The 18,901-nt window shown below is 63.4% G+C and carries 17 protein-coding genes and 1 tRNA gene; 4 read left to right on the forward strand and 14 right to left on the reverse strand.

From position 1 onward, the window contains the following. The first annotated feature begins 146 nt into the window (after window positions 1–146). Window positions 147–233: transfer RNA gene (locus ACR0DA_RS18535), tRNA-Leu, on the forward strand. A 56-nt stretch (window positions 234–289) separates the two neighbouring features. On the opposite strand, the gene ACR0DA_RS18540 is transcribed toward ACR0DA_RS18535, so the two are convergent. From ACR0DA_RS18540 to ACR0DA_RS18595, 12 genes are all read right to left on the reverse strand, one after another. Next, window positions 290–1,270: a hypothetical protein gene (locus ACR0DA_RS18540; protein WP_480755218.1), complete on the reverse strand. Its 981-nt coding sequence runs from the start codon at window positions 1,268–1,270 to the stop codon at window positions 290–292. 91 nt (window positions 1,271–1,361) lie between these two features. After that, window positions 1,362–1,814, reverse strand: a complete 453-nt coding sequence (locus ACR0DA_RS18545; RefSeq protein WP_170370423.1) for an SRPBCC family protein — start codon at window positions 1,812–1,814, stop codon at window positions 1,362–1,364. A 106-nt stretch (window positions 1,815–1,920) separates the two neighbouring features. Then, window positions 1,921–2,733: an XdhC family protein gene (locus tag ACR0DA_RS18550; protein WP_170600737.1), complete on the reverse strand. Its 813-nt coding sequence runs from the start codon at window positions 2,731–2,733 to the stop codon at window positions 1,921–1,923. A 12-nt stretch (window positions 2,734–2,745) separates the two neighbouring features. Beyond that, window positions 2,746–3,936: a vWA domain-containing protein gene (locus ACR0DA_RS18555; protein ID WP_480755223.1), complete on the reverse strand. Its 1,191-nt coding sequence runs from the start codon at window positions 3,934–3,936 to the stop codon at window positions 2,746–2,748. Beyond that, entirely contained in the window at window positions 3,936–4,736 is an 801-nt protein-coding gene (locus tag ACR0DA_RS18560) for an AAA family ATPase (protein WP_254434022.1), read from the reverse strand. Before ACR0DA_RS18560 ends, ACR0DA_RS18555 begins: the two co-directional genes overlap by 1 nt. Before the next feature lie 168 nt (window positions 4,737–4,904). Next, window positions 4,905–7,322 (reverse strand): aerobic carbon-monoxide dehydrogenase large subunit, encoded by a 2,418-nt coding sequence (locus ACR0DA_RS18565; protein ID WP_480755219.1) that lies wholly within the window; start codon window positions 7,320–7,322, stop codon window positions 4,905–4,907. Further along, window positions 7,319–7,813 (reverse strand): (2Fe-2S)-binding protein, encoded by a 495-nt coding sequence (locus ACR0DA_RS18570; RefSeq protein WP_093963851.1) that lies wholly within the window; start codon window positions 7,811–7,813, stop codon window positions 7,319–7,321. The genes ACR0DA_RS18565 and ACR0DA_RS18570 overlap by 4 nt, the downstream gene beginning before the upstream one ends. A 14-nt stretch (window positions 7,814–7,827) precedes the next feature. Continuing rightward, the gene (locus ACR0DA_RS18575; protein WP_222457837.1) at window positions 7,828–8,661 is read right to left on the reverse strand and encodes an FAD binding domain-containing protein; all 834 of its coding nucleotides are present in this window, start codon (window positions 8,659–8,661) and stop codon (window positions 7,828–7,830) included. A gap of 133 nt (window positions 8,662–8,794) precedes the next feature. After that, window positions 8,795–9,871 (reverse strand): MHYT domain-containing protein, encoded by a 1,077-nt coding sequence (locus ACR0DA_RS18580; RefSeq protein ID WP_170365947.1) that lies wholly within the window; start codon window positions 9,869–9,871, stop codon window positions 8,795–8,797. A 141-nt stretch (window positions 9,872–10,012) separates the two neighbouring features. Continuing rightward, window positions 10,013–11,551 (reverse strand): tripartite tricarboxylate transporter permease, encoded by a 1,539-nt coding sequence (locus ACR0DA_RS18585; RefSeq protein ID WP_093963852.1) that lies wholly within the window; start codon window positions 11,549–11,551, stop codon window positions 10,013–10,015. 9 nt (window positions 11,552–11,560) lie between these two features. Then, entirely contained in the window at window positions 11,561–11,992 is a 432-nt protein-coding gene (locus ACR0DA_RS18590) for a tripartite tricarboxylate transporter TctB family protein (RefSeq protein WP_170340610.1), read from the reverse strand. Between the two features lie 78 nt (window positions 11,993–12,070). Beyond that, window positions 12,071–13,039, reverse strand: coding sequence for a Bug family tripartite tricarboxylate transporter substrate binding protein (locus tag ACR0DA_RS18595; protein ID WP_170361035.1), 969 nt, complete (start codon window positions 13,037–13,039; stop codon window positions 12,071–12,073). Between the two features lie 157 nt (window positions 13,040–13,196). Between ACR0DA_RS18595 and ACR0DA_RS18600 the strand changes: the two genes are divergently transcribed. From ACR0DA_RS18600 to ACR0DA_RS18610, 3 genes are read left to right on the forward strand one after another with little or no spacing between them, the layout of a single operon-like run. Next, entirely contained in the window at window positions 13,197–13,868 is a 672-nt protein-coding gene (locus ACR0DA_RS18600) for a response regulator transcription factor (RefSeq protein ID WP_093963855.1), read from the forward strand. Further along, window positions 13,861–15,258 carry a sensor histidine kinase N-terminal domain-containing protein gene (locus ACR0DA_RS18605; RefSeq protein WP_480755220.1) on the forward strand — a complete coding sequence of 466 codons (1,398 nt, stop codon included), beginning with the start codon at window positions 13,861–13,863 and terminating at the stop codon, window positions 15,256–15,258. The genes ACR0DA_RS18600 and ACR0DA_RS18605 overlap by 8 nt, the downstream gene beginning before the upstream one ends. Beyond that, window positions 15,255–16,295 (forward strand): ABC transporter substrate-binding protein, encoded by a 1,041-nt coding sequence (locus ACR0DA_RS18610; RefSeq protein WP_480633862.1) that lies wholly within the window; start codon window positions 15,255–15,257, stop codon window positions 16,293–16,295. The genes ACR0DA_RS18605 and ACR0DA_RS18610 overlap by 4 nt, the downstream gene beginning before the upstream one ends. Here ACR0DA_RS18610 and ACR0DA_RS18615 read toward each other — a convergent pair. Further along, window positions 16,292–17,800, reverse strand: a complete 1,509-nt coding sequence (locus tag ACR0DA_RS18615) for a heme biosynthesis HemY N-terminal domain-containing protein (RefSeq protein WP_480755221.1) — start codon at window positions 17,798–17,800, stop codon at window positions 16,292–16,294. The two genes, ACR0DA_RS18610 and ACR0DA_RS18615, sit on opposite strands and share 4 nt — an antisense overlap. Window positions 17,801–17,810: 10 nt before the next feature. Next, window positions 17,811–18,901 (reverse strand): COG4223 family protein (locus ACR0DA_RS18620; protein ID WP_480755222.1); only part of this gene is annotated, 1,091 nt, incomplete at its 5' end.

Consider the following 18,901-nt stretch of genomic DNA (forward strand, 5'->3'; position numbering starts at 1 on the left):
AATAACGCCGCGCATAAGGCAAAAAACACTGCCGGAACCGACGGGATCGCGCCGCGAGAAGGTGACCGAAAAAAAACTTTCGATAATCCGTTCGAATCCTGTTGACGCCCTCGGCGAGTAGGCTTAAACGCCCCTCCACGACACCTGCCCAGGTGGCGGAATTGGTAGACGCGCTAGCTTCAGGTGCTAGTGTCCGTATGGACGTGGAGGTTCGAGTCCTCTCCTGGGCACCATATCCCCGAAAAGATTTGACGACCGCGCAATCCACCCTCGAACGGGTGGTCGGCTCTCATTCCGTCTTCTGCAAGTCCTCCATCTCGCGGCGACGGATCTTTGCCTGAGACCGCGCCCGCTTGATGAATTGCTGGGGAAGGTCCGGTCCGCGCAGCGCCGCGTAGGCCTCGCTGGTCGGGTCGCCGATCAGGTCGGCGTATTTGACCCATGTGCAGAAGGCGAAGACATCGCGCAGGCTCACATGCCCACGGGTGTTGCTGTCCCGGGCCTGTGCCAGAAGCTTGATCGACCTGAAATAGGCCTTTTCGATAGCGGGCCATTGCGGATCGGGAACGAACTCGGGCGCGTCATCGGTTTCCGGAAATTTGAATGCTGGATACTTCTGCCCGTATTCCGAACATCCGTGCGAGATCTTGCTGCTGATTCCTTCAATGCCATGCTTGGCCTGAAGATCGCGGAACGCCTGCAGGCAGGCGCGCACGTCATCAACCGTGTCGCAATAGATATAGGCCTTGTACGGAAATTTGATCCCGTCGCGCAGCTCGATCATGCATTTGCGGGCATTGTCATTGGGTAGATCCAGCTTCAGCAGCAGAGCATAGGTCTGGAACATTGCACGCAGGTCATGCGGCAAAATCTGCACCTTGTAGCAGTCATTGCACAACGCCGGGATGGCGCCGGTCTCTTTGAAGAAGTCCAGAAAAACGCCGCAATAGGCGTTCTGCCCGCTTACTTTGAGGACGCGCCCGGAAAAGACCTGCCCGATCGGCACCGCTTGCGAAACTCCGCGGCTTCGCAATGCAGCCAACCATGCGCGGTACTGTTTGACCATGTGCTCGGGCTCAAATAGATCCGCCTGCCAATCGGCGCCCAGCGAGGTCACGATGTCCGCTTGCGCGGCAGAAAAACGACCGGCCGAACCCGGAGCCTTGGGCGCATGTTCCAGCCGTGTGACCAGCTGACGAATCGACTTGAGGTCAGCGGGCTTCATCACCAGCCAATTCTCAAGTTCGGCAATTTTCGAGGTGGGGGGCACCACTGTCTCCTGCTGCATCAGCGCCAAATACTATGCAGGTGCATACCCCCCTCACGCAATTCGTCAACCGGAACGGCGCCGGGCGCCTGCCTCAGGCAGCGGTTTGCGCGGATACGACCTCGCCGAACCGGGTGAAGAACTTGCCCGAGAGCTTCTTGGCCGTCCCGGCGATCAGACGACTGCCCAACTGGGCGATCTTGCCCCCGACATCAACCTTGGCGGTATAGGTCAGAACGGTCTCGTCACCATCTTCGGTCAGCGTGACGTCCGCACCACCCTTGGCAAAACCTGCGGCTCCGCCCTTGCCCTCGCCCACCAGCGAAAACCCGTCGGGGGCGTTGGTCTGGTCCAGCGTCACCTCGCCAGCGAACCGCGCCTTCACCGGACCGATTTTCAGAACCACCTTGGCCTCAAGCTCGTTGGGGGCGGTCTGGGTCAGCTCTTCGCAGCCGGGGATGCATTCACGCAGAACCTCGGGATCGTTCAGCGCGCGATAAACCGCGTCCCGGGGGGCCGCAATGCGAATTTCGTCAGTCAGTTCCATTGGGTATTCCTCTGCTCAGCAACATCTGGGAAAGACGCGCAGCGCCTGTTCCGCGGCATCCTCGGGGGTTTGAGCGGGCCGGGGCGGCCATAGCCGCGCCACCCAGCTACGCAAGTTTTTCATCATGAGTTGTCTCCTCGGCGGTGTCCGCATTTCGCCAGCGCACGATCTCGGCCAGGATCGACAAGGCGATTTCATGCGGATCAATGGCCCCGATATCCAGCCCGGCAGGCGACTTCAGGCGCGCAACCTTCTCGGTGTCCATGCCCTGCGATACCAACCTGGCCGACAGCACCTTTGCCTTGCGCTGGCTGGCCACCATCGACACCCGCCTTGCCGGCGTACCCAGCGCCGAGGCCAACGCGGCCCTGTCGTTCTGGCCTTGCGAGGCGACGACCACAAAATCGCGGGGCTCAACCCCCAACGCATCCGCGTCGTTTGGGTCGAAACATGATTGCGCCGCTTCGTCGCTGGCCTCAAACGAAACGAATACGCGCAACCCGGCCAATGCCGCATGAGCCGCCAACGCATGGGCAATCGGGGTATCGCCAAAGATCACCAGGCGGGGTGCGTGTTGATAGGGTTCGACCAGCAGATCGACCGTACCGCCGGATGGGCAGCCACTCTTGAAGGTCTGAACGCCATCCGGATCGGTCATTGCCACCACCTTGTCCGAGGGTTTCACGCGGATCATCCGCGACGCACCGCTGGCCAGCGCTTCCTGTGCCGAGGCGCGCACCGCCCGCTGGACACAGGCTCCGCCCAGATGGCCGAGAATCCGCCCGTCCCGGGTGATCGCCGCCTTGGCGCCCGCCTTGGCCGAAGTCGCATCTGCCGTCCGCACCACCGTTGCGACGCAGAACGCCTCACCGCTGCTGCGCAACTGGTCAATCGTGTCGAAAATGTCGAAACCAGGCATGATCGGTTCCTCTCACAACTTTTGAAACTCGGGCTCCAACGCGGCCAGCGCGTCGAGCGTGTTTGCCGGAAGGTGCGCATCAAGATGGGGCAAGGCGGCCTGCATGGCGGCGGCAACGGGCTGATAATTCTCCCAACCTTTCAGGGGGTTCAGCCAGACGATCCGGCACGCCTTGCGCCGGATCCTCGCCAAAGCCGCGCCCAGCGCCTGCGGGTCAGAACTGCAATAGCCATCCGAAAGGATCAGCACGATGGTGCGCCCATTCAGCGCCCGCGCACCATATCCGTCCAGAAACCTTTCGAGACTGCCGGAGATGTCCGTGCCGCCGCCAAAACCTTCGGCCATCAGCGACAACCGCCCAGCGGCGCGCAAGCTGTCGTGGTCCCGCAATGCATCGGTGACCCGCATCAACCGCGTGTGAAACAGATAGGCATCCGCATCCGTTCCGCTGGCCACAAGGCCCTTGAGAAAGGCCAGAAATACACGCGAATAGACGGTCATGGACCCGCTGACATCGCACAGCGCGACGATCCGCATCGGGCGTGGCGGTCGGGCACGGCGAAACAGCTCCAAAGGCTCGCCTCCGCGCGCAAGGCTCGCCCGCTGGATGCGACGCATGTCCAGCGCCGGACCCCGCCGCGCCTGTTTGCGCCTGCGCGAACGTCGATCCCGGATCGCCCGCGCCAGGGCAAGCGCCGCGGCTTCGGCCCGGCGCAGGGATTGCTCATCCATCAACTCGCGCAGATCGCGGCGTGACAGGTTGTCGGTCCGGGTTGCGATCAGCTTCCCGTCCGTTCCTTGGGCCTGTCCATCCCCGGAATCCGGGGTGCTGGCATCCTGCGCATCGGGGGAATCGTCAGCGCAATCTCCGCGATCTTCGGTCTGCCAGATCATCGGCTTGGCCGACTGGACCTTGACATGGGTGTTCTGTGCGACACCGTTCCGCTGCTTGCCCGCGTTGAACCAATAGGCATCGAACAAATCGTCAAAGCGCCGCCAATCCTCGGCATCCCCGGACATCAGGGCACACAAGGCATCCCGCGCCTGTCCGACATCGGTGGCCTCGACCGAGGCCAGTGCGGCCAGCGCATCTCCGGTCTCACGCGGTCCGACCCGCAAACCGTTCCCGCGCAGATGCGCCACGAATCCCGCCATACGGTCGGCCAATCCGTGCGCTCGCGATGGAAACCGTGTTACCTGCATCACGCGACCTTTCCGATCAGGCGATCCATCACCTCGGGTGGAACGGCATCATAGTCCGCAGCGGTCTTCAGCAGACAGACCAGAGTGGCCTGTACGGCCTCGGGTGATTGGGACAGATCGTTGACGCCAAGACCCGAGAGGGCCGCGGCCCAGTCGAGCATTTCGGCAATGCCGGGTGTCTTTTCCAGATCTTCCTTGCGCAGGTTCTGAACCACTCCGATGATCTGGCGCGCCAACAGCCCTTCGACTTCGGGCATCCGTGCCCGCAGGATGGCCATTTCGGTCTCGCCGGACGGGTAGTTCAAAAAGCTGTACAGACACCGCCGCCGCAGCGCATCCGAGAGATCGCGCGTACCGTTCGCGGTCAGAATGACGATGGGTCGCGTTTTGGCGGAAATCGTCCCCAGTTCCGGGATCGTGATCTGAAAGTCCGACAGGATTTCAAGCAGGTAGGCCTCAAATTCTTCATCCGCCCGGTCAATCTCATCGATCAGCAGAACGGGCGGATCATCGGCGCTGATCGCCTCCAACAACGGCCGCTTCAGCAGATAGTCATCAGAAAACAGCTGGGCCTCGCTGGTTCCGCCGCGCGCCTCGGAGGCTCGGATGGCCAGCAGCTGCCGCTGGTAGTTCCACTCATAGATCGCGTGACTGGCGTCCAACCCTTCGTAACACTGCAAGCGGATCAAACGGGCGTCGCGCCACGCCGCCAAAGCCTTGGCCACTTCGGTCTTGCCGACACCGGCCGGACCCTCCAGCAGCAGCGGTCGTCCTAGGGTCTGGGCCAAATGCAACGCCATCGCCAACCGGTCGTCGGCAACATAGCCCTGCTGGGCCAAACCGTTCTGAACGTCACTCAGTGTCACACCAGGGTCCAATCTTCGTTTGACCAAAATATCCCGAGGGGGTCGGAGGGGGTCAGCACCCCCTCCGTTCGGTCGGACCGGGCCTCGCCGGTCCGAAACCGACTACCCGTGCATCCCCAAACCGTTGGCGATCTTCCAGATCCGCCAATGGTCATGCGGCATGTGGCTCTGAACCAGGCCAAACGGCCGGAACGCATCGTGCACCGCATTCGAGAACGCCGGCACGCCACCCACATTCGGGCTTTCGCCGACACCCTTCGCGCCGATCGGATGATGCGGCGAGGGGGTCACCGTGTGATCGGTCGTATAGTTGGGCGTTTCCCACGCGGTTGGCAGGAAGAAGTCCATCAGCGTGCCGGTCTTGACGTTGCCCATCTCATCATAGGCAATCTCTTGACCCATCGCGATGGCCAGCGCCTCGGTCACACCGCCATGAACCTGACCTTCGATGATCATCGGGTTGATCCGGGTTCCGCAATCGTCCAGCGCATAGAACTGCCGGACTTCCCATTCGCCGGTATCGACATCGATCTCCATGACACAGATATAGGCGCCGAACGGATAGGTCATGTTGGGCGGGTCATAGTAGCTGACGGCCTCCAGACCCGGCTCCAACCCCGGGATGGCCTGGTTGTAGGCGGCAAAGGCGATCTCTTTCATCGTCTTGAACCGCTCGGGCGCGCCTTTGACCGCGAACCGGTCCACGTCCCATTCGACATCGTCGTCGTGAACCTCAAGCAGGTAGGCCGCGATCATCTGCGCCTTGGCGCGGATCTTGCGTGCAGCCATGGCCGTTGCAGCCCCCGCAACCGGCGTGGACCGAGAACCATAGGTGCCCAAGCCATAGGGCGCGGTGTCGGTGTCTCCTTCCTCCAGCGTGATGTCGTCGGCTGGAAGACCGATCTCGCTGGCGATGATCTGGGCAAAGGTCGTGGCGTGACCCTGGCCCTGTGAGATCGTCCCCAGCCGCGCGATGGCTGACCCGGTCGGGTGGATGCGGATTTCGCAGCTGTCGAACATCCCCAAGCCCAGAATATCGCAGTTCTTCACAGGCCCTGCCCCGACGATTTCGGTAAAATGCGTCAGACCAATCCCCAGAAGCTTGCGCGTCTTGCCGGCCTTGAAGTCCTCGACCCGCTGTTCCTGTTCGGCACGCAGATCCTCGTATCCAACCGCAGCCAGCGCCTTGTCCCAGGCGGTGTGGTAATCGCCCGAGTCATATTCCCATCCCAGCGCGGACTGATAGGGGAACTGGTCGGCCTTGATGAAATTGATCCGGCGCAGCTCGGCCGCGTCCATGTTCAACTTGATGGCCAGAACCTCGATCATCCGCTCGATGAAATAGGCGGCCTCGGTCACGCGGAAGGAACAGCGATAGGCCACACCCCCCGGAGCCTTGTTGGTGTAGACGCCGTCCACGGCCAGATAGGCGGTCGGGATGTCGTAGGACCCGGTGCAGATGTTCATGAACCCGGCCGGGAACTTGGTCGGGTCGGCGCAGGCGTCGAACCCACCGTGGTCCGCGGTTGTATGACACCACAGGCCCGTGATCTTGCCGTCTTTGGTGGCGGCGATCTTGCCCTGCATCCAGTAGTCGCGGGCAAAGGCGGTGGACATCAGGTTTTCCATCCGGTTCTCGACCCATTTCACCGGCTGACCGGTGACGATCGAGGCCACGACCGAACAGACATAACCCGCATAAGCGCCCACCTTGTTGCCGAAACCGCCGCCGATATCGGGGCTGATCACCCGGATATTGTGCTCGGCCAGGCCCGAAATCAGGGACACGACGGTGCGGATCGCATGCGGCGCCTGAAAGGTGCCGTACAGCGTCAGCTTGCCGGTCACCTTGTCCATGCTGGCCACGCAGCCGCAGGTCTCAAGCGGACACGGGTGGGTCCGGTGGTAATAGACCATTTCCTCGGCCACCACATCGGCTTCGGCCAGAACGGCTTCGGTCGCGTCCTTGTCGCCCTGTTCCCAGGTGAAGATGTGGTTGTGATGCTTGCGCGGCCCGTGGGCGCCTTCGGTCTGACCTTCCAGATCTTCACGCAGCACCACGTCAGATTTCAGCGCCTCGAACGGGTCGGTCAGAACCGGCAGTTCCTCGTATTCGACTTCGACCAGTTCGACGGCATCTGCGGCGACATAGCGGTCTTCTGCAACCACATAGGCCACCTCCTGGCCCTGGAACAGGACCTTGCCGTCGGCCAGCACCATCTGCTTGTCGCCGGCAAGCGTGGGCATCCAGTGCAGGCCCAGCGGCGCCAAGTCCTCGGCCGTCAGAACGGCCACGACACCGGGCACGGCCAGAGCGGCCTCTTTGTTGACGCTGACAACGCGGGCATGGGCATAGGGTGAACGGACAAAGGCGCCGAACAGCATTCCGTCCAGCTTGATGTCATCGACGTAGTTGCCCTTGCCTTGGGTAAAGCGCACGTCCTCGACGCGTTTGCGAGAACTGCCCATCCCCTTGAGGTTGGCGGCGCGTTCTTCGGGGGTCATGGTCTGGTCGTTCATTCCGCGGCCTCCTTCTGCGCGTTCAGCATGTCAGCCGAGGCCGAGATTGCCTTGACGATGTTCTGGTACCCGGTACAGCGGCAGAGATTGCCGGCCATGCCAAAGCGGATTTCTTCTTCGGTCGGGTTGGGGTTTTCCTGCAGCAGGCGATGCGCGCGGGTGATCATGCCCGGCGTGCAGAAACCGCACTGAAGCCCGTGATGCTCGCGGAACATTTCCTGCAGCACACCAAGGCTGCCGTCGTCGTTGGTCAGCCCTTCGACGGTCGTGATATCGGCCCCGTTCACCTGCGCCACGAAGGTTGTGCAGGATTTGACGGATTTGCCGTCGATATCCACCGTACAGGCTCCGCAGTGGCTGGTTTCGCAACCGATATGCGGGCCGGTGATTTTCAGATCTTCCCGCAGGAAGTGGATCAGCAACGTGCGCGGCTCGGCCAGGCCTTCGACCTGCTTGCCGTTCACGGTGAGTTTGACATGCATCTTCGACATCTGTGTTCCTCCCCTCAGCCCGCGCGGCTCTGCGCACGGTCGATGGCGCGGCGCAGCATCACGGCGGCCACGTGTTTCTTGAATTCGACGGGTCCGCGGTTGTCGGCCACCGGGTCGATCGCCTCGAGCATCGCGGCCACGCAGCCGTCGACATCGCCCGAAGCCAGTGCCGCGCTGGCCGCGTCAGACCAGACGGGCGTGTCGGACAGGTTGGTCATCGCCACCGATGCCTGACCGTTGCCAACCATCACTGCGGCAGCCGCGGTTGCGTAGTCGCCGATCTTGCGTTTCTGCTTTTCATAGGCCTGCCCGACACCGGGGCCGGGAACAGGGATGGAAATCCGTGTCAGGATCTCCTCGTCCTCGCGGGCGGTAAAATAGGCCGCCTCGTAGAAATCGCGGGCCGGGACGCTGCGGGTGCCGTCAGGTCCGGACAGTTCGAACGACGCGTTCAGGCACTGCATCAGACCCGGCATGTCATTGCCCGGATCCCCGTTGGCCACGTTCCCGCCGACCGTACCCATGTATCGCACCTGCGGATCCGCGATCTGCAGCGCCGCTTCGCGGATCAGCGGGATCGCGTCGGCCAGACCGTCGTGAGTGATCAACTCGTGCTGCGTGACCATCGCGCCCAGGGTCACAGTATCTGACCCGACCTCGATGCCTTTGAGTTCCTCGATGGCCTGCAGGTCGACCAGATGGCCCATCTCGGCCATGCGCAGCTTCATCATCGGGATCAGGCTGTGCCCGCCTGCGATCACGCGCGCTTCGTCCCCGTGTTCCTGCAGAATGCCGATGGCCGAGGCGATGTCGCCTGGCCGGTGATACTCGAAACCGGCTGGTATCATGTTTTCCTCCCTTGGCCCGTTCACGTCGGGGCCTTGGGATCAAGCAAAGTCCTGAGGGCGTGCGCAGGCTATCGCGCAGGAACGGGGGGCGCGGGTTGTTTCACGAAATGCGAATGGGCTGCACGAGTTGCGATCAGAGGCCCAGCGCCTCGCGGATGTCCGTCAGGCGGGATCGGCTGACCGGCACCTTGCTGAGCGCATCGACCTGGTCGAAATAACAGGTGCCGTTGTCCTTGTGCCGCTCAAACCGGGAAACGTGTCTGGGGTTCACAAGGTAACTTCGGTGGGCCCGCAAAAAGCCGTCTGGTTTCAGGCGGGTTTCGGCCTCGGTGATCGACCAAGGGCAGAACAGTTTCTCGGCGCCCATGTACAAAACGGTGTAGTGCCCCTCGGCCCGAATGGCGGCGACGCGCGCTGGTTCGGTGAAAAAGGTCTGGCCCTCGCGCTCGAACGGGACGCCGGCGCGCAGAGCCGGTTCCGGCTGCGGCGCTTCGACCGCCGGCTCGGGCCCGATAAAGGTGATCCCGGTCAGCAGAAATGCCCCGCAAATCAGGAACACCGCAACGGTCACCCCCATCGCAAGAACCTGATTGTTCAAAGCCGGGCCCGCGCCACCTGCGTTGTCACTCGCGGTAAAATCGGTCAGGCCCGTGGCGACGAAGTGCATGGTGAACACGGCCAGGCCGAAACAGACGGTGCCCAGCAGGATATTGCGCTGGGTGCGATTGTCGTAGGCAACCCAGATCGCCAGCACTGACAGCACCACCGAGGCCACGGTCGCGATCGCAACGTCCGATGCGGTGTAGACGGGGCGGCACAGCTCCATCCCGGCCATGCCGATATAGTGCATCACCACGATACCAAGACCCACGATCACACCCGCGCCGACAATCGTGCCCGGGCTACGCGCGCGAAAATGCAACAGCAGCAGCGCCAGCCCGACCATCAGAATGGCAACCAGGGCCGAGATCAGAGTGATCAACGCGTCATAGTAAAACAGGATCGGCAGTTGCAGGCCCAGCATGGCCACGAAATGCATCGACCAGATGCCGCCGCCCAGAATGACCGCAGCCAGGGCGACGACGAACTTCCGCCTCTGGTCATCCAGCTTTGAAGCACCATGCGTCAGATACAGGCCGGTGAAACCGGCCATGAGTGCGACGGCCAACGAGGCCGCTACGAGCCAAGCGTTATGCGAGTAATCCAGCATTTCGGTTTGCACGCCCTCCCCGACGCGAGAGTGACGTTAGCAAAGCGAAGTGTCTGGGACAATCGGCAGGCCGACCCTGCGGGTCACGGGCCGGCAATCGATCCGCCGCCCGACCATCTCGGCGGGCGGCGGACAGGCAGATCAATCGCTGATCGCGCCTTCTTCGTCACGACGCTGGTGCATCTTGGCCTTCACCCGGGCGCCCACGATCAGGGGCAGGACAAAGCCGATGATCGCGATTGTCCACAACCCGATGGACAGCGGGCTGTCGATCAGGGTCCACCAGTTGCCATTGTCGATGGTCACGGCGCGACGCAGGTTGTTCTCCATCGCGTTGCCCAGCAGGGTACCCAGAATGATCGGCACCAGCGGCACGTCCAGCTTGCGCAGGACCCAGCCCATCACGCCGAACCCGATCATCACCAGCAGGTCAAAGCTGGACCCGGAAATGCCATAGATGCCGACAAAGCTGACCATGGCCACGATCGGCATCAGGATGCGCGACGGGATCATCAGCACGCGGGTGAATAGGCCCACCATGGGGATGTTCATGGCCAGCAGCATGAAGTTGGCGATGAACAGCGCCGCGATCAGGCCCCAGACCACATCCGGGTTCTGGGTGAACAGCAGCGGCCCGGGCGTGATGTTCAGCGCCAGCAGCACCGCCAGCAGTACCGCCGTGGTACCCGACCCCGGAACGCCCAGCGCCAGCATCGGTACCAATGCGCCTCCGGCGGCGGCGTTGTTGCCAGCCTCGGGCGCGGCCACGCCGCGCGGATCACCGGTGCCAAAGGTGTTTTTCTTGTCCACCAGCCGCTTTTCCATCGAGTACGAAATGAACGACCCCAGTGATGCCCCGGCCCCGGGAAGAACCCCGGCGATGAAGCCCAGGAACGAGGTGCGCAGCATCGTCGGCGTGCAGCTCTTGATCATCGACATCGGAGGGTAGAGCTTGCCGATTTTCAGCTTGCTGCCCTCGGCGTCAGACCCGCCATGCCGGTGTTCGAGGAAAATGAACACCTCGGACAGGGCAAACAGGCCGACGATGGCCACCAGGAAATCGATCCCGTCGTACAGATGCACTTCGCCATAGGTAAAGCGCGGCACGCCCGTTTGGGTATCAACGCCGATGGTCGCCAGCCCAAGCCCCAGCGCGGCGGCAAAAGCCGATTTGGCCTGGTTGGTCGACGACACACCGCCCAGCGTCATGAACGCCAGCGCAAAAAGGGCAAAATATTCGGCCGGGCCGAACAGCAATGCCACTTTGACCAGCTGAGGCGCCAGCAGGATCAGACCCCAGGTCGCCAGGAACGCGCCGACAAACGAGGCGATACCCGACAGCGAAAGAGCCTCCCCCGCCAGGCCTTTTTTGGCCATGGGATGCCCATCCAGACAGGTCATCATCGCAGGCTCGTCGCCGGGGATGTTCAGCAGGATCGACGAGATCCGCCCCCCGTACATCGCCCCGTAATAGACACTGGTCAGCAGGATCAGCGACGGCGTCGCGCCCAGCCCCAGCGTGAAGGCCAGTGGGATTAGGATGGCCACGCCGTTCGACGGGCCAAGGCCCGGCAGCGCGCCCATGACCGTACCCAGAAAGCAGCCCAACAGGGCCAGCATCAGGTTCTGCCAAGTCAGCGCGATGGCGAACCCATCGGCCAAGGATGCAAAAGTTTCCATGATCGCCCCCTAGAAACCCAGCGGCCCTTTGGCCAGAGACAGGCCCAGAACCAGGTGGAAAATGACGTAGATGCCAACCGAGGTACCCACGCCGACCAGAACGCTTTCGATCGGGCCGGACCCCAATCGCCAGGCCAGGTAGGCCGCGGCAAAGGCCGTGGCGATGACGAAGCCCAGCTCGGGCAGCAATTCGGCATACAGGATCATGACCACCACCGCGGCGGCGATCTCGACCAGACGGCCAAGGGCCGGCCATTCCGGCTCGGCGTCCGGGCGCAGGGCGATCACCGCGCTGGACACGCCCAGAATGGCGGCGATGATCAAAGGAAAGGCCTTGGGCCCAACGGCATCGGACAGAAAGCTTTCTTCGATCGCCAGCGCGGATATCGCGAAACCAATGGCAAGAAGAAGTCCGACAACCCCGAAGATGCGGTCACTCATCGGTGTCTCCTGTTGTTCGGGAAAAAAGAGTGCGGGCGCCACGCTGTCGCGGCACCCGCCTGCACGTGAGTGGTGCGGTTACTTGATGATCCCGATCTCTTTCGAGATGGTCTGGATCTGACCGACGGACTCGGCAACGAAGTTCTGGAAGTCCTCGCCCTGCAGGTCCAGCGGAGCCAGACCGTTGGCGGCCATCACTTCTTTCCACTCGTCCGACGCATACAGGTCACCGATTTTTGCGACCCAGTCGTTGTAGGCCTCGTCCGACATGCCGCCCGGAGCGTAGAAACCGCGCCAGTTGGCGCCGATGGCATCCACACCCTGTTCCTTGGCGGTCGGGAAGTCAGCGAATTCACCGGGCAGACGCTCGGGCGCCAGAACCGCGATCACTTTGATGTCGCCGGAATCCACGAAACCCTTGGCTTCGGAAATGTCACCGGTAAAGGCCTGGACCGAGCCGGCCAGCAGCTGGGTCACCGCCTCGCCACCGCCGTCAAAGGCGATGTACTTGACCGAGCGGACATCGTCGATGCCATAGGCGTTGGCCGCGATCAGCACCTTCAGGTGGTCCCAGCCGCCCACGGCCGAACCGCCAGCAACCGAAACCGAAGCCGGGTCGGCTTTGATCTGGTCCAGCAGCTCGGGCAGGGTGTTGACGGGGCTATCGGCAGCCACGGCGATCACGCCATAATCGGCGCCGATCGCGGCCAGCCAGCGGACTTGATCCATGGTGTTGCCCGGATAGGCGCCCTGGGCCAGACGGGTTGCAGTTGCGGCACTTGCGGCGACAATCAGGTTGTTGTCGTCATTGCGCTTGTTCACCACCTCGGCAAATGCCACGCCACCGCCGCCACCGGCCAGGTTCACGACCTGCATGGTCTGGTCGATCAGGCCCAGATCCTGCAGCGACTTGCCCACCTGACGGCAGGTAAAGTCCCAACCACCACCGGGGTTGGCCGGTGCAATGCATTCCTGAGCGCTGGCGGCAAAGCCGGTCAGGGCGAATACGGCAGCGGCTACGACGCCGCCGGTTCCAAACAGTTTCATTTGGTTCTCCTCCTAGGGTCTTCTTGGCCTGCTGTTACACAGACGAAACCGGTCCCTGCAGGGAGCCGGGCGCGCAGCCCTTCCTTGCAGGTTGATTTTCTTTAACGAATAATGCTGTCACGAACCTGTCATGTTGCGACGGGCGTTCGGGGGGACAATGCGCGTATTGATGATCGAGGATGCCGAGGATCTGGCCGAGGGCGTCGTGGCCCATCTGGGCCGGTCCGGTGTCGTGTGCGATCTGGCGACCTCGGTCGAGGCAGCGCGCGATTTCCGCGCGGTCCAGGGCTATGACGCGATCCTGCTGGACATCAACCTGCCCGACGGGTCGGGCCTGGGCTTTCTGGACGAAATCCGTGGCGGGGGTGACCGCATTCCAGTCTTGATGCTGACCGCACTGACTGCGGTCGAGGACCGGGTCGCTGCGCTGGACAAAGGAGCCGACGATTACCTGGGCAAACCCTTCGACCAGCGCGAGCTCGAGGCGCGGCTGCGGGCGCTGGTGCGCCGAGATGCCGACCGCAAGAGCGAGCAGATCACGCTGGGCCCGCTGGTCTATGCCCCCAAGGACCGCAGCGCCACGCTGGGCGGCAAACGCCTGAACCTGACCGCGCGCGAGGCCGCCGTGCTGGACGCCCTGATCCGGCACGAGGGGCAGTTCCTGTCCAAGGCGCGGCTGTACGACTCGCTTTACGGGTTCGAGGATGCCGATGTGGGCGTGAACGCGATCGAGCTGTATATCGCGCGGCTGCGCAAAAAATTCTCGGGCAGCGGCGTGGCCATCACAACCCAGCGCGGGGTCGGGTACCGGATCGGCCTGCATGGTTAAGCCAACCTTGCCCCACAGCCTGACCGCCCGGGTGCTGAGCGCGGTGATGCTGATCCTTATTCTGGGCGGCGTGCTGGTCGGCCTGTCGATCTGGGCCAACGGGCGGCTGGCGGCCCGTCAGGCCTATGACCGGCTGCTGCTGGGCGCCGCCAGCGACATCGCCGAATCCGTGCGCATCCAGGACGGCCAGCCTATCGTCGACCTTCCGGTTTCGGCGTTTGAGCTGCTGGCCCAGGCCCCGGATGACCGGATCTATTACGCGGTGCGCGGGCCCGACGGGCGCTTTATCACCGGGCTGGACCCGGACACTGTGATCGCGCCCCCGCAACCCTTCAGCCAGTCGGCCCAGTATTTCGCGGCAGACCTGAACGGGGAACCAGCCCGGTTCGTCCGTGTGCCCCGCCTGTTCGCCGAGCGGGACTTTTCCGGCGAAGTCGAAATCGTGGTCGGGCAGACCTTGCTTGCACGGCGCGCGATGACCGCCGGCCTGATGCTAGATGCCCTGCTGCCGATGGCGGTTGCCGGCGCGTTGCTACTGATCATGTCGTGGTTCGTCACCCGTTCGGCGCTGCGCCCGCTCGAGGCGATGTCGGACGACCTGATCCGCCGCGACCCCTACGACCTGACGCCCGTGGCCAGCGATGGGCTGCCGCGCGAATTGCAGGTCATGATTGCGGCGATGAACCGGTTCATGGGGCGGCTGGACAGGCAGGTTCTGTCGATGCGCAATCTGATCGCCGACACCGCGCATCAGTTGCGCACCCCGGTCGCGGCGATCCGGGTCCAGGCCGAAATCGCGCAGGCGGATCCGGATGCCCCGGCTCGCCACCGCGCGTTGGACCGGCTGCTGAACCGTACGCGGTCGCTCGGGACACTTCTGGATCAGCTATTGTCGCGCGCGATGGTCATCCACCGCATCGACAGCGCCCCGCGCCTGCCGGTCGATCTGCGCGAAGTGGCGCTCGAGGCGCTGGAGCAGAGCGACCACGAGGTGATCGCCCCCGGCGTCGAGGTGAATCTGAAAATCGGGGAAGACCCGGTCTGGGTGCGGGGCGATGCGTTTTCGCTGGGCGAGGCCACCAAGAACCTGCTGGGCAACGCGCTGCGCCACGGCAAGGCCCCGGTCAGCATCGGGGCTAGCCTGGATGGTGACCGGGCCATTCTGTGGGTGCGCGACAGCGGCCCGGGGCCGGAAACGTCGGTCTCTGCCCGGCTGGGCGACCGGTTCAACCGGAACGCAGGGTCGGGCGAGGACAGCAGCGGGCTGGGCCTGTCGATCGTCAAATCCACCGCCGAGGCCTTTGACGGCACCGTCGAGATGACCCGCACCGATGACGGGTTTCGCGTATCGCTGAACTTTCCGGCCGCCACCGAAGGAACAGGCGCATGATACGGTTTCTGATCCCGCTGGCCCTGTGCCTGCTGACGTTGGGTACCCGCACCGCGGCGCAGGAAGCAGTTACCGAATTCGGCACCGGGCCCACCCCCCTGCTTGTGCGCTCGACCACGGATATCGGCATTATCCGCCCGGTGATGGAACAGTTCGCGGCGCAGAACCCAGACCTGACCATCACCTATGAACAATGGGGCTCGAACGCGCTGTTCCAGCACAGCAAGACGGCCTGCAAGACCGGCCACAGCCCGGCCGATGCGGTGTTTTCCTCGGCCGTTCAGCAGATGGTCTGGTTGGTCAATGCCGCCTGCGCCCACCGCTACAGCTCGGCCCAGACGCAGGCGCTGCCACCGGCTCGGCGCTGGCGGGACGAGCTGTGGGGGATCACCACCGAACCCGCCGTCATCGTCTACAACAAGGACCGTCTGGACGACCTTGAAGTGCCGCGCAGCCGCTTTGCCCTGCTGGACGCGATGCGCACCCGCCCCGACCTGCTGCGCGGCCGGGTGGCGACCTATGACATCGCGGCCTCGGGGCTGGGGTATCTGTTTGCCTATGGAGACAGTCTCGAGGCGACCACCTTCGGGTCACTGATCGAAGGTTTCGCGCGCATAGATGCCATCGCCACCTGTTGTTCCGCCGAGATCATTCGCGACGTTGCCGAGGGCCGGTTCCTGATCGCCTACAACGTGCTTGGCTCATATGTCGCGAATGCCCAGGACCCGGCAGTTGGGGTGATCCTGCCCGAGGATTACACCCTCGTCCTGTCCCGCGCCTTTCTGATCCCGAAGAATGCAGGCAACAGCGCCGCCGCAGCCCGTTTGCTGGATTTCCTGCTCTCTGCCCAGGCACAGGACTTGCTCGCAACCTCGGGGCTTGTGTCCCGGATGGACTCGGCCGAGACCGGGCTGACGCCCAGCGCACGACGGTTCATCCCCCTTTCGCCCGCCCTTCTGGTGGCCAGCGACCCGAACCGCCGGGCAGAGTTGTTCAAACTGTGGAACGACGCCTTTGACGTCGAAACCGCCCGCTAGGCTGGTTTCGGTCCGGCGTCTTCGGTCGCAGGCTCTTCGGGGGCCTGGTCTGCCATGCTGGCATCGAAAATCTCAGGCTCGGGGATATCCGCGATCTCGGCGTCCTCGGCCATATCCGAGCGGTCTTCCAACGCCCCCACGATCAGAGGCAGCATGTGAACACCCGTCGCCGTGGCGATCTCGGGGGTTTTGGGCGTCTGCCAGCTGAGCGTGTCAAAGCTGTGACAGTTGGGGCAGACCGGCGCCCATTCAGCCTCGATGTCATGGCAGTTGTCGCAAACCCATTGCGGCCCGCGAGGCGCATTCAACGCTTTGGCCAGCCAGCCCTGTACCACCGCGTCCGAGGCCCCTTCGCCGCGCTCGATGGCGGCCATCAGGGTATAGGCTCGGGCATCGGCACCTTTCTCGACCACATCTCCAAGCGCCCGGCGGGCCTCGGGAAAGTCTTCGGCGACGATGTTCAGCTCGGCCAGGATTAGGCGGGTTTCCAGATGTTCGGGATGGATGCGCGTCAATGCCGTAAAGCGCTTGACCCGTTCCTCGGCGGTTTCGTCGGGCACGATCTCGGCAAAGGCATGGGCCAGATCCGGATGCGGCTGCGCCTCCCATGCCTTTTTGAGAATCTTTGTCGCGGCGCGCGGCTTGCCCTTGGAGATGTAGGCCCGTGCGGCCATAGCCGCCGCCGGCACCAGGTCGGGTGAGAGGCGGTTCGCCTCGATCGCGCGCTCCTGCTGTTCGACACTGGCGGTTTCATCCAGAATTCCCTTGGCCTCGGACAGCGCCAGAACAGCGTCGCGTCGCTTGAACACATCACGCGGCAGCGCGCCCGACTTCAACTTGGCGGTCAGGGTCGACCGTGCGCCGGCCCAGTCCTGCGCCTTGGTCTGCAGTTTCAGAAGCACATCCTGCGTTTCCTGATGCCGCGGCTTTAGCGCCAGTGCTTTCTCGGCGAGTTTGCGCGCGGTTTCATCATCGCCCTCGGCCAACTTCTGTTTCATGATTCCGCGCACGCCGACGAAACGTGTGGCCTGATCCGTCACCAGTTTCTTGTAGGTTTCCGAGGCCTTCTTGGTGTCACCGACCATTTCGGCCGCCTGGGCCACCAGAAGGTTGGTCAGCTCCGGCTTGTTGAGCAGCCGTTCGGCCTTGTGCGCCATCGTCATGGCCGTCCGCCCCTCGCCCGAGGCCAGCGCCATCAACCCGTCAGCCAGCGCCTGATAGCCCCGTTTCTCGCGGCTGCGGTCGAAATAGCGCGAAAGGGCAGTTTCATCACCGTTGAGGAATTTCAGGGTCGCAATCAGCAGGTTGAGCAGCTTGAAGAACAGCCAAACCGCCAGAACCAGCAGGCCCAGAGCGATCACCGACTGCAGCGGGCTGAGCGTGACCTCGGTTCCCATCGCGGTGATCTGGATGCCACCGCTGGTTTCCATCAGAACGCCTGCCCCCATGGCCAGAAGGCCGACGATCGCGACAAAAACCAGGATCTTCAACAATGACCAGAGCATGGCGGGCCCCTCATTTCGAGTTCACGCTTGTCACAAGCGCATTGGCGGCTTCGACCGCGGATTGGCGGGTTTTGGCAGCCGCGATCCATTCGGCCATAGCTGGCTGCGCCGATTCCGGAAGCGCGCCCAGCTCGGTCAGGGCCGTGCTGATGTCACCTTTGCCCAACGCGGCCTCCGCTCGTGACAGGATGGCGTCGGGATCATTGCCGTCTTTTGGCGAAACGGACCGGGCGCCGGTCTGCCGCTGAAGAAAGGCGACGAGGCCCGTTCCCTTGTCGGCTTCGCGCGCATCTGCCAGCGCAGTTCGGGCGGCAGGCGCAAAACTCTCGCGCAGATCCGTCAGTGTCGGCACACCTTCGCCGGCCGGAGCGGACAGGGCTTCCGGCACCTGCACGCCGCCGGTCTGCAACTGGGCCACCAGATCGGCATAGGGTGCGCCGGCATCCAATTGACCCTGAACCTTGGACAGCACGGCCAGGTTCTCTGCCGCCTGTGCCCGGGCTTGGGCCTGCGCGTCCAGGGTTTGCGCTTCGGCGACCATCTTTTCGACTTCGGCACGCTGGGCGGCCAGCGAATCCTGCAGCTTTTTCAGCTCGGCCTCGACGGCCGCAACCGTTTCGGGCGAGGCAGCGTCGGTCAACGGTCGTGCCTCAAGCTGTGCGACGCGTTGCGCCAAGGGATCAACCTTGCCGGACAGATCGTCGACATTGGATTTGAGCGCGCCAAGATCGCTTTCGATCGGCGTCAGCTTGGCGCTCAGCGCCGCGATATCAGCGGACGGGTCGGGAACTTCAGACAATTGCTTGCTCAGGTCAGCCAGTTGCTGAGCCTGGTCGGACACCTTGGTCTCAAGCGCTGCAATCGCCTCGGACGGATCGGACCCCGCCGGCCAAAGCAGATCGCTGCGTCCGGCGGCGAACCCCAGCGCCGCCGCGATGACGCCACCGATCAGCGCCGGCATGAACCCGCTTCGCTTGGCCTCAGGTTGCTGATCGGTTGCCGTAGCCCGATCGGCTTCGGCTTCGGCTTCGGCTTCGGCTTCGGCTTCGGCTTCGGCTTCGGCTTCGGCTTCGGCTTCGGCTTCGGCTTCGGCTTCGGCTT

Source organism: Ruegeria sp. CI8 (assembly GCF_056536865.1).

Excerpts from the sequence above, each read along its gene's own strand:
- ACR0DA_RS18575 (WP_222457837.1), bottom strand. The coding sequence starts at position 8,661 with ATGATACCAGCCGGTTTCGAGTATCACCGGCCAGGCGACATCGCCTCG.
- ACR0DA_RS18560 (WP_254434022.1), bottom strand. The coding sequence starts at position 4,736 with ATGGCGTTGCATTTGGCCCAGACCCTAGGACGACCGCTGCTGCTGGAG.
- ACR0DA_RS18550 (WP_170600737.1), bottom strand. The coding sequence starts at position 2,733 with ATGCCTGGTTTCGACATTTTCGACACGATTGACCAGTTGCGCAGCAGC.
- ACR0DA_RS18545 (WP_170370423.1), bottom strand. The coding sequence starts at position 1,814 with ATGGAACTGACTGACGAAATTCGCATTGCGGCCCCCCGGGACGCGGTT.
- ACR0DA_RS18600 (WP_093963855.1), top strand. The coding sequence starts at position 13,197 with ATGCGCGTATTGATGATCGAGGATGCCGAGGATCTGGCCGAGGGCGTC.
- ACR0DA_RS18590 (WP_170340610.1), bottom strand. The coding sequence starts at position 11,992 with ATGAGTGACCGCATCTTCGGGGTTGTCGGACTTCTTCTTGCCATTGGT.
- ACR0DA_RS18555 (WP_480755223.1), bottom strand. The coding sequence starts at position 3,936 with ATGCAGGTAACACGGTTTCCATCGCGAGCGCACGGATTGGCCGACCGT.
- ACR0DA_RS18565 (WP_480755219.1), bottom strand. The coding sequence starts at position 7,322 with ATGAACGACCAGACCATGACCCCCGAAGAACGCGCCGCCAACCTCAAG.
- ACR0DA_RS18580 (WP_170365947.1), bottom strand. The coding sequence starts at position 9,871 with ATGCTGGATTACTCGCATAACGCTTGGCTCGTAGCGGCCTCGTTGGCC.
- ACR0DA_RS18610 (WP_480633862.1), top strand. The coding sequence starts at position 15,255 with ATGATACGGTTTCTGATCCCGCTGGCCCTGTGCCTGCTGACGTTGGGT.
- ACR0DA_RS18615 (WP_480755221.1), bottom strand. The coding sequence starts at position 17,800 with ATGCTCTGGTCATTGTTGAAGATCCTGGTTTTTGTCGCGATCGTCGGC.
- ACR0DA_RS18585 (WP_093963852.1), bottom strand. The coding sequence starts at position 11,551 with ATGGAAACTTTTGCATCCTTGGCCGATGGGTTCGCCATCGCGCTGACT.
- ACR0DA_RS18605 (WP_480755220.1), top strand. The coding sequence starts at position 13,861 with ATGGTTAAGCCAACCTTGCCCCACAGCCTGACCGCCCGGGTGCTGAGC.
- ACR0DA_RS18570 (WP_093963851.1), bottom strand. The coding sequence starts at position 7,813 with ATGTCGAAGATGCATGTCAAACTCACCGTGAACGGCAAGCAGGTCGAA.
- ACR0DA_RS18595 (WP_170361035.1), bottom strand. The coding sequence starts at position 13,039 with ATGAAACTGTTTGGAACCGGCGGCGTCGTAGCCGCTGCCGTATTCGCC.